9 protein-coding genes are annotated in these 12541 nt (G+C 60.4%); 4 read left to right on the top strand and 5 right to left on the bottom strand.

The features are described from left to right. Window positions 1-54: 54 nt before the first annotated feature. Entirely contained in the window at window positions 55-435 is a 381-nt protein-coding gene (gcvH, locus tag KHU30_RS03180; protein ID WP_211441177.1) for a glycine cleavage system protein GcvH, read from the bottom strand. 588 nt (window positions 436-1023) lie between these two features. On the opposite strand from gcvH, the gene KHU30_RS03175 reads away from it, so the two are divergent. Continuing rightward, window positions 1024-2154: a hypothetical protein gene (locus KHU30_RS03175; RefSeq protein WP_211441176.1), complete on the top strand. Its 1131-nt coding sequence runs from the start codon at window positions 1024-1026 to the stop codon at window positions 2152-2154. Window positions 2155-2260: 106 nt separating this feature from the next. Here KHU30_RS03175 and KHU30_RS03170 read toward each other — a convergent pair whose 3' ends face one another. Next, a complete protein-coding gene (locus tag KHU30_RS03170; protein ID WP_211441175.1) occupies window positions 2261-3385 on the bottom strand; it encodes an iron-containing redox enzyme family protein in 1125 nt (374 codons plus the stop codon). 374 nt (window positions 3386-3759) lie between these two features. On the opposite strand from KHU30_RS03170, the gene KHU30_RS03165 reads away from it, so the two are divergent. Beyond that, complete coding sequence (locus tag KHU30_RS03165) at window positions 3760-4335, top strand: TetR/AcrR family transcriptional regulator (RefSeq protein WP_211441174.1); 576 nt, start codon at window positions 3760-3762, stop codon at window positions 4333-4335. A 108-nt stretch (window positions 4336-4443) separates the two neighbouring features. Here the strand turns inward: KHU30_RS03165 and KHU30_RS03160 are convergent, their stop codons facing one another. Beyond that, the gene (locus KHU30_RS03160) at window positions 4444-4896 is read right to left on the bottom strand and encodes a MoaF-related domain-containing protein (RefSeq protein WP_211441173.1); all 453 of its coding nucleotides are present in this window, start codon (window positions 4894-4896) and stop codon (window positions 4444-4446) included. A gap of 336 nt (window positions 4897-5232) precedes the next feature. On the opposite strand from KHU30_RS03160, the gene KHU30_RS03155 reads away from it, so the two are divergent. Next, entirely contained in the window at window positions 5233-5970 is a 738-nt protein-coding gene (locus KHU30_RS03155; RefSeq protein WP_211441172.1) for a hypothetical protein, read from the top strand. A 25-nt stretch (window positions 5971-5995) separates the two neighbouring features. After that, window positions 5996-6580, top strand: a complete 585-nt coding sequence (locus KHU30_RS03150; RefSeq protein WP_329956587.1) for a C39 family peptidase — start codon at window positions 5996-5998, stop codon at window positions 6578-6580. A 62-nt stretch (window positions 6581-6642) separates the two neighbouring features. Here KHU30_RS03150 and KHU30_RS03145 read toward each other — a convergent pair whose 3' ends face one another. After that, window positions 6643-7419, bottom strand: a complete 777-nt coding sequence (locus KHU30_RS03145; protein ID WP_211441171.1) for a crotonase/enoyl-CoA hydratase family protein — start codon at window positions 7417-7419, stop codon at window positions 6643-6645. 92 nt (window positions 7420-7511) lie between these two features. Further along, entirely contained in the window at window positions 7512-12374 is a 4863-nt protein-coding gene (locus KHU30_RS03140; RefSeq protein WP_211441170.1) for an NAD-glutamate dehydrogenase, read from the bottom strand. Between the last annotated feature and the right edge of the window lie 167 nt (window positions 12375-12541).

Below are 12541 nucleotides of genomic sequence, written 5' to 3'. Positions count from 1 at the left end.
GATGCTTTTCCTTCTTGTGTGAACAGTAAAATTACGTGCTGCCTTTGCCGCTGCTTAAGCCTCGCCCTTGATCATGGCAGCATAAGCCGCTTCATCCATCAGACTGTTCAACTCAGTTGCATCGTTGACTTTCATCTTGAAGAACCAGCCGGCGCCCAGCGGATCTTCATTGATTGTTTCCGGCGCATCGGCCAGCGCCGCGTTGATCTCGGTGACTGTGCCTGCGACCGGCATCATGATTTCACTGGCGGCCTTGACCGATTCAATCACCGCGGCTTCATCGCCCTTGGCGAGTTCGGCGCCGACTGCAGGCAGTTGCACGAACACCAGGTCGCCCAGATGGCCCTGCGCGAAGTCGGTGATGCCGACCGTTACCACGCCATCGGCTTCAACGCGCAGCCATTCATGCTCAACCGTATATTTCACCTGACTCATGCTATCTCCTGTTAACGACAAAAATTATTAAAATCTACACAAACCGGCAGCCGCCCGGCGCCGGACAATTCGGGTAGAAACCGCCTCTGCGGCCCGCTATTCGACCATAAGTTCGGCCACTGCAACAGCGTATTTTCCCACGCCTCCGGCTGCTTTTTACAAGCTTATGATTTTAATCAGGATTTTGACCTTTCCGTGGCGCTGCATGGCTTCCAATCTTTCATTTTCCGCAAGAAAGCAAACGCTCAATCATGGTTTTTGCAGATCGAAATGCGATCTTTGATTCACGCTTCTTTCTCATTCCTGGCGAGCACCTGCGCCGCATTAACTTACAAAAAAATCACCTCAATCTTGTTTACATTGAGAAACATTTGCCATATGATCGATTCAAACATAGTATACAGACCTGTCTGTTTTTTGCCGGCGCATTCGATTTTTTGCGTTCCGGCTGAAGCAATTCGCGCGTGGCGTTATCTGACTTGCAGGAGATCGGACGGAAATTGGTCGAACTGGGATCAATGGCCGACATTAGATGCGTGGAAATCTAAGGGCCTGTACTTTATCAATCTGGAATTGGATCATCGGAACATGCAAACCTTGGCTCAGGACGTTGATGTAAATCCGGCGCGCTCTTTTTCACTGAATTCGCTGCTGCTGGTCACTGCTCAACCTGTCCTTCATCGCTTAGCCTCCTACGGCGCGCTGCCGCGGCAGATGATCCAGATCATCTCGCGCGCTTCGGTGCGGCTGCAAGATTCGGATATGCTGATTTCGCAGACGCCGCACAGCTACGAGCGCAGCGAAGAAATCCGCCAGCCTTCGGTGGCCCTGGCGCATCAGGAACATGCGATGGCCGAAAGCATGCTGGAACTGATTCGCCAGGAAGGCCTGGCGCCGCATTACAAATCCTTCATGCAGACCTTTGCCCGCATCCTGTTTTCGCTGTTCCTGACGCCCGGCCAGTACGACCGTGCCAGCGCCTGCCTCGACAGCGGCAACAACCTGCACTTCCTGATGAGCGATGGCGGCGAGCCGACCTTGAGCAGCTGGCGCACCGTGGCGCAGCCGGAAGGCGACGGCTTCAAGCTGCATATCGACAAGGTATGGGGCATGCATGCCAACCTGGACGGCATGGCAATTGTGGTAGCCCGCACTCTCGGCGCCTACTTCCCTTCCGCCTACCTGGTCTGGCCGGAGCAATACGCAACCCTCAAGCGCACTGCCTGCGGCGCGCCCTTCCTGGATGACGTGGTCCAGCTGGGCAACGTCAAGGGTACGGTGCAGGTGGCGCAAGGCGACCGCCTGCAAGCCGGCGGCTCCGCGGTGCTTAACAAATACCTGGCCACGGTCCGTCCGCTCCTGGTGCGCGCACTGATGGCGCATGTCGAATGGCTGGCTACCCAGGACCGCGTCGAGCTGACCGCTGAAGAACGTACCGCACTGGGCTTCATTACAGCCGCCGCACGCGCCGAGACCCAGTCCGGCCGCTACGACAACGAAGACGTGCACCGCGTGCTGGCGCTGAAATTTGCTTCCAATGAATTGCTGCTGCACCTGGTCAGCCGCGGCGCAGTCAGGGGATTTTCCGATCAGCGCGATCTGTTGGCATTCACGAAAATGGAAGGGAGCTCATACCGTTGCTACCACGAATTGCGTGCAAGCATGCGCGTCAGCAAGGCCGGTCTGCTGCCAGGATTTACCGGTGCAGCTGCGCGATGAAAATCCGCAGGATTTGTGGCGCACCTGAGGCGGTTAACGCGCAAGGCCGTCAACCAGAAGCTGGATTGACGGCCGCCTTGCCTGCTGCAGATTCTGGCTTTGCCGGTCAGGCCTTGGCTGCTGCCGATGCATGCGCTTGCAGCATGCCAAGCAATGCGTCGTAATAGTCCTGACAAGTATTCAGGCGCAACATGGCGCCTTGCAGGATTTCTCCGCGCGCTTCTGGGTATTTTGCGTCAAGCGGCACGATCACATTTTCCAGCCAGCCCTGCGCATGAACGACATCGATACTGATATGTTCCTTGTAGTAATCGACTTCGCCGTCCTTGCCCAGGCCGATGCGGTGGCAGCCATGCACCAGCTTTTCATACTGGCGCGGATCCAGCAGCTCAGTGATCGCCATGATGCCGATCGCCTTGAAGTAATGCTTGCGCTGCAGACAGGTCAGCATGAACAGATTGTGCCCTGCCAGGCCTTGCCAGCCGAGCGACGAGGCATGGTTGTCTTCGGCATTGTCAGCGCCGACCATGTCCAGCAGCTGGCGGAACAGATTGACGTGGCTTCGAGCGGAGTTGCCGTTGCCCGATTCATCCCACAGATTCTGCACCAGCTCCTTGCGGGTAATTTCGTCCGAGCCGACCAGTATCAATGCGATCAGGTCGAAGAAGCGGATGTTCAGCGCTGCGTCGCTGCGGAAAAATTCGATGAACTGGCCGTGGGTGGCCGTGGTTTCCAGGTAGTCGAACAAAGGATGGTTGGAGACGCTATGCTCGCTCCAGAGATGGCGCAAGGCGTCGGTGAGCGGCATGTCGGCGCTGATGCGCGCCAGCGGCGAGGAATCTCCGGACGCCAGCCAGGCTCTTTCGATTTCATTGCGCATCTGCTGCAGGTAATGATTGGATTGGTTGGCCGCCGCGAAACTGGTCGCCGACGCCACATGCATATCCAGCAGGATGAAAAGTGTCCGGTGCACCAGGCACAGCGCTTCATCGTCATCAGTCGCCAGGGCCTTGGCCAGCGTGGAGCGCACCTTGTCCATCAACAGCTCAAAGAGCTCGCGGTCGCTGTCGAAACGGCTTTCCAGCTCTGGATCGGCGACCAGCATGGACACGATGGTATCAAGGGGAAGCTCGGAATACGGCTCTCGCAGACTTTCGTAGACGTCCGGGTGAAGATCCACTGCATGAAACACTTCTGTGACTTGCGAATTCGCTACGGTCGAATAACTCATGTAACTTCCTCAAAATAGTGTTTAAACCGTGACTGCCATTGCCACCCTTTATTTTTATGCAAACGGCTGAGTTGCCCCCTGCAAATTTTTTATAATATCCTAAATTTAAACAGACAGGTCTGTCATAATATTGAAATATTAGCGCCCGGCGCGAGTGCCGGCGACAGCTGTGCAATTCCGTTTTACAACGCTTTCCAGCCAGTTTTCGCTTTCGATCGCCAACTTGCATCAGCGACAACAAATATTGAGATAATATACCGTGCTGTACACTGTACCGATTACAGCAGATCATGTCCGGCAGTCGCCTTGCGATGTTTGCGCTACCGGCCTATTGCATGTTCAACCACGTAACTTACACCTAATCAATGACGCGTATGAAAGAAAAACGACAGATACTTATTGATACGGCAACGCGGCTCTTTTCGCAAGACGGTTACCATGCGGTAGGGATAGACCGCATCCTGGCGGAAGCAGGCGTCGCCAAGATGACACTGTACAAATACTTTCCATCGAAAAAAGAGCTGGTGGTGGAAGTGCTGGAAGAACGCATGGCGATGTGCGCAAGCTCGCTCTCCCTGTTTCTCGAAAAATTCGAGACGCCGATAGACAAGCTGCATGGCGTCTTCATGTGGCACGACAAGTGGTTCCGCGAAGTGAATTTCACCGGCTGCATGTTTGCAGCGGCAGCGGCGGAATTCCACGGCACCGACAACGCCATCCTGCGCACGGCCGCCAGTCAGAAGAAAGGCCTGACCGACACTGTGAAAAATATACTGGAACCCCTGGTGGGCAAAAGCGTTGCCACCAAACTGGCGCGCCAAGTGGTCATGCTGCTCGACGGCGCCACCCTCGCCGCCCACGTCGCCGGCCGCAAGAATGCCGCCAACGATGCCTGGAGCGTCGCCCAGGAAATTGTCCTGCTGGAACATTCCAAGCTGCAGACTGCCTAGCCGCATCTCTCTCTATATATATAGAGAGAGAGAGAGCCGAACCGGAATCATCCGGCCGGCTCTCTGCCCAGCCCCTCAACTACACGAGCTTGCCGTCACCGCAGAAAGCTATTTGGCGTTTCCGACGATTTTGATGCTGCCCTTGAAGTGCACAAATTTGCCGTCGGGATAGGCGACGTTGGTATGCACCGTACCATGCTCGAAATCCTCCACGTGCACCACGTTCAGCTTGGAGTCCGGTTCATGCCAGTACACCATATAGACTTGCGGACGAATCTTGACCGCCGTGTACTGCACTGTTTCGGTAATGCCCTTGAAGATGCCGGAGCGGCAGTAGATTGACAAGGTATTAAGATCCTTGAAATTCAGGTCGATGATGGCATCGCCAAACACCACTTCCACCGCCTTGCCCGCCGCCGGAAAATCCGCCGCGCTAGGACCGACGGCGCTGTCATTCACGACGGCTGGCGCTGTCGCCTGAGCCGCCTCCTGGGCCGATGCCTGTACTGCCAGCCCCAGCTGCAATGCAGAAAAAAGTGCAATCTTTACAATTGATTTCAACAACATTTAATCCCCCGGTTTGATTGTTATGAGACATCAGGTCAAATGAGACCGAGGGAAGTATATCCAGAAACAATATGGGGATCGGGCAAAAATTTAACCGATAAGGGGGAGCTATTGCCGCCCGGCCCTTGCCAAAAGCCGCAATAAAGGCCACGGCAGCCGGCTCCAGAACATGCGCGCTGTCAACTCTGACAGCTGTTTTTACCTGCCCCAACGTCCTAGATTGGTAGCACCGTTGCCGTCTTACACATCTCTCGCCTCCCCTCCGGTTGCTTGGCCCGGGCAGCGTGTGTCCGCGCAACTCGTCGATCACGATCAAAAGGAAATTCAAAGATGCATGCTAAACCAATCGTCCAGGCTCTCTTGCTCAGCGCCGCCGTGCTGGCCATGAGCGCGCCGCTGCACGCACAATCGAACGCTGCGACCCCGCAGCAACTCCAGCAAACCGAAGGCAACGATGCCGCCGCTGCCGCCGCCCGCGGTTTCGCCGAGTTTGTGCAAAACCAGGTGCAGGCCCATGCCGGCACCCTGCCCGCAGGCTTCCCACTCGATGTGGCCGACGTCCAGGACCTCAAGGACGCCCGCATCGCCTACGGTTTCCCGGTATATACGGTCGATCCGAAAGATATCGTGGCCGGCCGCAGCGACTTCAGCGCCATGGCGAAACCGACCGGCGTCTGGCGCTTCCTAGTCAGCCGCGATAAGCGTCCGATCGGGCTGGCGACCGTGGAAAAGCTCAACGGTACATGGCAAACCATTTCCTATGGCGGCGCCGGCTTGTCCAAGGACGTCGACGCCCTGATACAGTTCCACGGCAACGCCGACCATTCCAACCTGCGGTTTATCCGCGTCTTCCAGGCCCAGTCCGATTTTCTCGAAGTCGCTTCGGGCAGCGGCGCCGCGCCTCGCTTCGCACCGCTGCAATCGGCGCGCGAATCGCTGCTGCTGCAGCAGCGCGCTAAAAAAACCGGCAGCGCCGCCGATGACGCCGCCAACGGCCTGATGGATGCCAGCCAGTTCACCGAATCCTTGCGCGCCGCCGTCAAGGCGAATATCGCCAACTACCGCTGATCGTCAACCTACTCCAGGAGTCAACGTGAATAAGACACTACGCCGCATGATTGCGGGCGCCAGCCTTGTGCTGATGGCGCCGATGGCATTGGCCGCTTCGAAAATCCTGAATGTCCCGCTGGTCACACAAGAGCATAGCCAATGGTGCTGGGCGGGTTCCAGCAAGGCGGTATTGAATTTCTACCAGAAGACGCCGAGCCAGTGCGGGATAGTCAACTGGGCGTTCGGCATCAACTACGCTTGCGGCAACAGCCGCTTCAACTGGAACAGCCAGGCCAACCAGCCCAACGGCATGTATGGCAACGGCAGCGTGCAAGACATCCTGGGCAACTGGGGCGTGCCGAATACCGCCGTCAACAACTACCTGTCGTGGGCGCACGTGGTCAGCGACATCAACGCCAATCGTCCGTTTGTCGTGCGTTACGGCTGGACCAACGGTGGCGGCCATATCATGGTCGGGCGCGGATATGAAACCGTCAACGGCGTGAATTACCTGTACATCATGAATCCCTGGCCCGGCGAAGGCATGACTTATGGCAGCTACGATTCAACCGTATCCGACTACGACCACCAGTGGACCCATACGCAGCGCATGAACATCAGCGGCTAGGATGGCGGCCGGGGTGCGCTCAGTTCCTTGTTCTTTTTGGGACGACCGCCCGACAAGCAATATCAGGCATCAAAACGGCCGTGGCGGCCAGCGCCGAGCGTGAACCTGGAAGCACCGTCTTCTCCTTCGCCGAAGACAATCGGCACGCCATGCGCGCCCTCGCGCCGCAGCGCTTCCGCCAACGGCAAATCCCATTGCTCGTACGCCGAGCTGCGATCGGTCAGCATGCATTGCTGGGGAAAGCCGGCGATCTGGCGCGCCAGGTCCTGCGCCACCAGCAAGGCGCCGCCGGGCGGCGTGCTGCGGTTGATCAAGCCCATCGCCAACGCTTCGGCGGCGGCAACCGGGCGTCCTGTCAGGATCAGGTCCAGCGCCCGCCCCATGCCGATCAGGCGCGGCAGCCTGACCGTGCCGCCGTCGATCAAGGGAACGCCCCAGCGCCGGCAAAACACGCCGAACACGGCATCTTCGTCGGCGACCCGGAGATCTGCCAGCAACGCCAGCTCCAGTCCGCCAGCGACGGCACAGCCGTTGACTGCAGCCACCAGCGGCTTGGACAACGCCATGCGGGTCGGCCCCATCGGGCCGCTGCCGCCGCCTTCGGCGTCGAGCTCGTTGCGCAAAGCCGGATCGCCGATGGCGGTGAGGTCGGCGCCGGCGCAGAAATTGCCGCCGGCGCCGGTCAGCACTGCCACCCGCAGCGCGGCATCGCTTTCGAAACGTTCAAACGCCAGATGCAGCTCATCGGCCATCAGGCGGTCGACCGCATTGCGCTTGTGCGGCCGGTTCATCGTGATGGTGCAGATGCTGCCGTCGGTCTCGAACAAAATGGAGGGCATGGCGCCGCCTTTCTATTTGCCAGTCGGCACTGGGCGGCGCAAGAACCGGCACAGCACGACCGGCTGTGCAGCTCCCACGCCTCCCAGGCGTTTCAGTTAGTCGCGGCGTCGATCGCCCGCATTTCCCGCGCCGCCACCGACAGCATGGCGAGATCCACATTGCCGCCCATCTGGAAATCGGTCAGCAGGCGGCGATAGCGCTCCAGCGGCGTCCGGCTGGCAGCCTGCCAGACGTCGATCATTTCCTGCGACTTGTCCAGCGCCGGCGACAGCTGGATCACCTTGGCTGTCAAGGCGCGCTGCAAGCCGGTCAGGTCGCTCTGCAAGGCGGTCCGCGCCAGCGTCTGCCAATGCGAATCCACCGGCAAGGCGCCGACCCGTTCGCGCATCCAGCCGAAATTCAGATTCAGGTCGAGCGCAAAATACACCGCCGCCACCAGCTCCAGGCTGCGGCCGGTGGATGCCGCCACCTCGGCGATGTCCAGCACCGCGCCGATCAGCTCGGCGCTGGCGACCCGCCGCGCCAGCTGTTCGGAGACGCCCGCCTGGATCAGCGCATCGCGCTTGGCCTTGAGCGCTTCGGCATCGCTGGCGGCCAGCAGGGAAACCAGTTGCGGCCCGAGCTGGTCGGCAGCCTGGCGGAAGCGCGCCACCGTGGCTTCGATCGAGGCTTCCTGCACGTGGCGGTGCAGGAACCAGAAGCTGGCCTGCTCGATCAGGCCGCCGACATCAACGAACATCTGCGCCTGCAATGCATCCGGCACCTGGTTGTCGAGGGCGTCGATGTCTTGCCAGATTTCCTCGAAACCGAAGACTTCGCGCGCTATCACGGTGGCGCGCACGACGTCGGCCGGACTGGCGCCGCTCTCGTCTGCCAGCTGATAGACGAAAGTAGCGCCGACGCGGTTGGTCAAGGTATTGACCAGATAGGTGGCGATGATTTCGCGCGCCAGCGGATGGCGCCGCATGGCGTCCGGATAGCGCTCGCGCAGCGGCTGCGGGAAGTAAGCCGGCAGCGAAGCAGCGATGAAGGGATCGGCCAGCAGATCCGACGCCAGCAATTCCTCATACAGCCACATCTTGTTGTAGGCCATCAGCACCGCGCGCTCCGGCGCCGCCAGGCCTTGCTTGGCGCTCTTGCGCTCGGCGCACTCCTCTTCCGACGGCAGGAATTCAACCGCGCGGTCAAGCCGGCCGGCCCGCTCCAGGCTGCGGATCAGGCGCGCTTCCGGCTCCAGCAGGCTGGCGGCGCGGCGCCCCGCCACCGACAGCGACTGCGTCTGGTAGTAGTTATCGGTCAGCACCTGCAGGCCGACTTCCTCCGTCATTTCCGCCAGCAGCTTGTTGCGCTGCTTCTCGGTCATTTCGCCTTCGCTGACGATCAGGCCGAGCATGATCTTGATATTCACTTCATGGTCGGAGCAGTCGACGCCGGCTGAATTGTCGATCGCATCGGTACAGATGCGGCCGCCCTTTTGCGCGAACTCGATGCGCCCGAACTGGGTGGCGCCGAGGTTGCCGCCTTCCGCCACCACCTTGCAGTTGAGTTCGGCGCCGTTGACGCGGATTGCGTCGTTGGCGCGGTCGCCGACCTGGGCATGGGTTTCGCGGGTGGCCTTGATATAGGTGCCGATGCCGCCGTTATAGAGCAGGTCGACTGGCGCCAGCAGGATCGCTCGTATCAGTTCGGCCGGCGCCAGCTCGCTGGCTGTCACGCCCAGCACGGCTTGCACCTGCGGCGTCAGGGGGATGGTCTTGAGGCTGCGCGCATAGACTCCGCCGCCGCTGGAAATCAGGTCGCTGTTGTAGTCCGCCCAGCTGGAGCGCGGCAAGGCGAACAAGCGCTCGCGCTCGGCAAAGCTGGCGGCCGGATCGGGCGCCGGATCGAGGAAAATGTGGCGATGGTCAAAGCCGGCCAGCAGTTTGATATGGCGCGACAGCAGCATGCCGTTGCCGAACACGTCGCCCGACATGTCGCCGATGCCGACCACCGTGAAATCCTGCTCCTGCGTATTGACGCCGGTTTCGCGGAAATGGCGCTTGACCGCTTCCCAGGCGCCGCGGGCGGTAATCCCCATCTTCTTGTGGTCATAGCCGACCGAGCCGCCGGAAGCAAAGGCGTCGCCCAGCCAGAAACCGTATTCTGCCGACACCGCGTTGGCGTAATCGGAAAAACTGGCGGTGCCTTTATCGGCCGCCACCACCAGGTATGGATCGTCCGCATCGTAGCGCACCACGTCGGCCGGCGGCACTACCTTGCCGTCGACCAGGTTGTCGGTCAGGTCGAGCAGGCCGCGCAGGAAATTCTGGTAGCAAGCCACGCCCTCGCGCAGATAGGCATCGCGCTCGCTGGCCGACGGCGCGCTTTTCAGCACAAAGCCGCCTTTGGAGCCGACCGGCACGATCACCGCATTCTTGACCATCTGCGCCTTCACCAGTCCCAGCACCTCGGTACGGAAGTCTTCGCGCCGGTCCGACCAGCGCAGGCCGCCGCGCGCAACCTTGCCGCCGCGCAGGTGGACGCCCTCGAAACGCGGCGAATACACCCAGATTTCAAACATCGGCTTGGGCGCCGGCAATCCCGGCACCTTGGATGGATCGAACTTGAACGACAGATACGGCTTGGGCTGGCCGTCGGCGCCGCGCTGGAAGTAATTGCTGCGCAAAGTGGCGCTGATGACGCCGAGGAACTGGCGCAGGATGCGGTCTTCATCCAGGTTCGGCACCTGGTCCATGGCCTCTTCGGTCTGCGCCAGCAGGGCCTGGGTGCGGGCATCCGCGCCGGGGTCTTTGGCATGCGCCGGGTCGAAACGCGCCAGGAACAGCTCGACCAGCTTGCGCGCGATCGCCGGGTTGGCGGTCAGGGCCTGCTCGATGTAGGCGTTGCTGAAGGTCGACCCCACTTGCCGCAGATAGCGCGCATAAGCGCGCAGAATCGTCACTTCGCGCCAGGTCAGGCGTGCGCGCAGCACCAGGCGGTTGAGATCGTCGTTGTCTGCTTCGCCGCTCCAGACGCGGGCGAAGGCATCCTCGAACACGCCCTTGATGCGGTCGATCTCGACTTCGCTGTCGTCCGCGGTCTGCATGCCGAAATCGTGGATCCAGGCCGGCTCGCCGTCTTGCAGTTCGATGCGGTAAGGCCGCTCCTCGTTCACTTTCACGCCCATGTGCTCCAGCATGGGCAGGCTTTGCGACAGGGCCATCGGCTTGCCGGCGCGGTATATCTTCAGCCGCAGCGAGGCCGGCGCGGCTTCCACCGGGCGATACAAGCTCATCGCCAGGCCGGCATTCTTTTGTGCGGCTTCCAGCAAGGCGATGTCGTGCACCGCCGCGCGCGCGGCGTAATCTTCGCGGAAACCGGCCGGGAACGAACCGGCATAGCGCCTCAGCAGCCGCGTGCCCTGCTCTTCGCCGCGCTGCTCCAGCAAGGCTTCCGCCATGTCGTCCTGCCAGCGCCGGGTAGCCTGCACGATGCGCGCTTCCAGCTGCTCGACGTCGATCTCGCCGACGGTGCCAGGCTCGGTGCGGACGGTGAACTGGATGCGCGCCAGCATCGATTCCGACAGCAAGGGCGTGAATTCGATGCCGGTGCCCTTGAAGGCTTCCAGCAGCAAGACCTGGATCCGTTCGCGCAGCTCGGTGTTGAAGCGGTCGCGCGGCACGAACACCAGGCAGGAAACGTAGCGGCCGAAGGCGTCGCGGCGCACGAACAGGCGCGTGCGCTGGCGTTCTTCCAGGCGCAGGATGCCGCTGGCGGTATCGAACAGTTCATCTTCGTCGATCTGGAACAGTTCATCGCGCGGGAATTGCTCCAGGATGGTGGCCAGGGTCTTGGATAAATGCCCTTTCGGCACGAAGCCGGCGCGCTCCAGCACCTTGGCCACCTTGCGCCGCACCAGCGGGATTTCATTGGTCGGCACCATATAGGCCGTGGATGTATACAGGCCGACGATGCGGCGCTCGCCGATCACCTTGCCGGCGCCGTCGTAGCGCTTGACGCCGACATAATCGAGATAGCCGGCGCGATGCACGGTGGCGCGCGAATTGGCCTTGGTGATGAAAATCGGCGACTGCGCGTCGATGATGCCCTGCGCGCTGATCGGCAGCTTGGTCATGTCGGCGCTGTCTGAGGTGCGCAGGGAATCGCGCAGGATGCCCAGGCCGGAACCGGGCACGCCTTGCAGATAATTTTCGCCGGCGTTGACGATCAGTTCGTAGTCGCGATAACCGAGGAAGGTGAAATGGTCGTTCACCATCCATTCCAGGAAAGCGCGCGCTTCAGCCACCTCGCTCTTCAATGCGGCGTCCGCGCCGTCCTGTTTTTTCAGGTCGTCGATGGCGCCGCTGGCCGCAGCCATCATCTGCCGCCAGTCTTCCACCGCGGCGCGCACGTCGCCCAGCACCTTGAGCACGCTGGCCTGGATTTCCTCCATCCGGGCGGGCTCGGTGCAGCGGTCGATTTCGATATGGATATGGGACTCCAGCCTGGCTTTTTCTCCATCCGCGCCAACTGCTTCGCTGGCGCGCTGGATTTTTTCAACCTGGCCGCCGGCATCGCGCCAGACGCGGAACACCGGATGAATCACCGCATGCAAGGTCAGGCCGAGGCGATTGATTTCAGTGCTGACCGAATCGACCAGGAACGGCATGTCGTCATTGACGATCTCGATCACGCTGTGGCCGGACTGCCAGCCATGCTCATCGATGCGCGGGTTGTAGATCCGCACGCGCGGCGCGCCCGAGCTGAAATGCCGGCCGAATTGCCAGTGCGCCATCGCGGCGCCGTACAGATCGGCGCTGTCGCGGCTCAGAATCTGCTCTTCCCCCACCTGTGAGTAATATTCGGCCAGGAACGGTTGCATGGTTGCAAACACATCCGGCGGCAAACGATCACGCGCAAATTCGACCATCTCTGCCAGCTTCTGCTGTTTTCCTGCTATTGCGGCGTTATGCATGATTTTCCTTCGAATAGCTAAATGGTTAACTTCTTCCGAACTCTACCCTCTCTGCCCTGTTTAGATTCTACCTATCGCGGGCGCAAAACCACAGGCTTTTTAAAAAAACAACCTGACGCTGGACTCCTGTCATTCTGCGGTAAAACGTTTGTGATAACTTGCCCGCC

The sequence above is a fragment of the Collimonas humicola genome (assembly GCF_018304945.1).
Taxonomy (GTDB): Bacteria; Pseudomonadota; Gammaproteobacteria; order Burkholderiales; family Burkholderiaceae_D; genus Collimonas; species Collimonas humicola.
Note: the sequence above shows the minus strand (reverse complement) of the source record. Positions and strands in the feature narration are given on the sequence as shown.

Coding starts and splice junctions, on each gene's coding strand:
- KHU30_RS03175 (WP_211441176.1), top strand. CDS start 1,024: ATGCAAACCTTGGCTCAGGACGTTGATGTAAATCCGGCGCGCTCTTTT.
- KHU30_RS03165 (WP_211441174.1), top strand. CDS start 3,760: ATGAAAGAAAAACGACAGATACTTATTGATACGGCAACGCGGCTCTTT.
- KHU30_RS03170 (WP_211441175.1), bottom strand. CDS start 3,385: ATGAGTTATTCGACCGTAGCGAATTCGCAAGTCACAGAAGTGTTTCAT.
- KHU30_RS03140 (WP_211441170.1), bottom strand. CDS start 12,374: ATGCATAACGCCGCAATAGCAGGAAAACAGCAGAAGCTGGCAGAGATG.
- gcvH (WP_211441177.1), bottom strand. CDS start 435: ATGAGTCAGGTGAAATATACGGTTGAGCATGAATGGCTGCGCGTTGAA.
- KHU30_RS03145 (WP_211441171.1), bottom strand. CDS start 7,419: ATGCCCTCCATTTTGTTCGAGACCGACGGCAGCATCTGCACCATCACG.
- KHU30_RS03155 (WP_211441172.1), top strand. CDS start 5,233: ATGCATGCTAAACCAATCGTCCAGGCTCTCTTGCTCAGCGCCGCCGTG.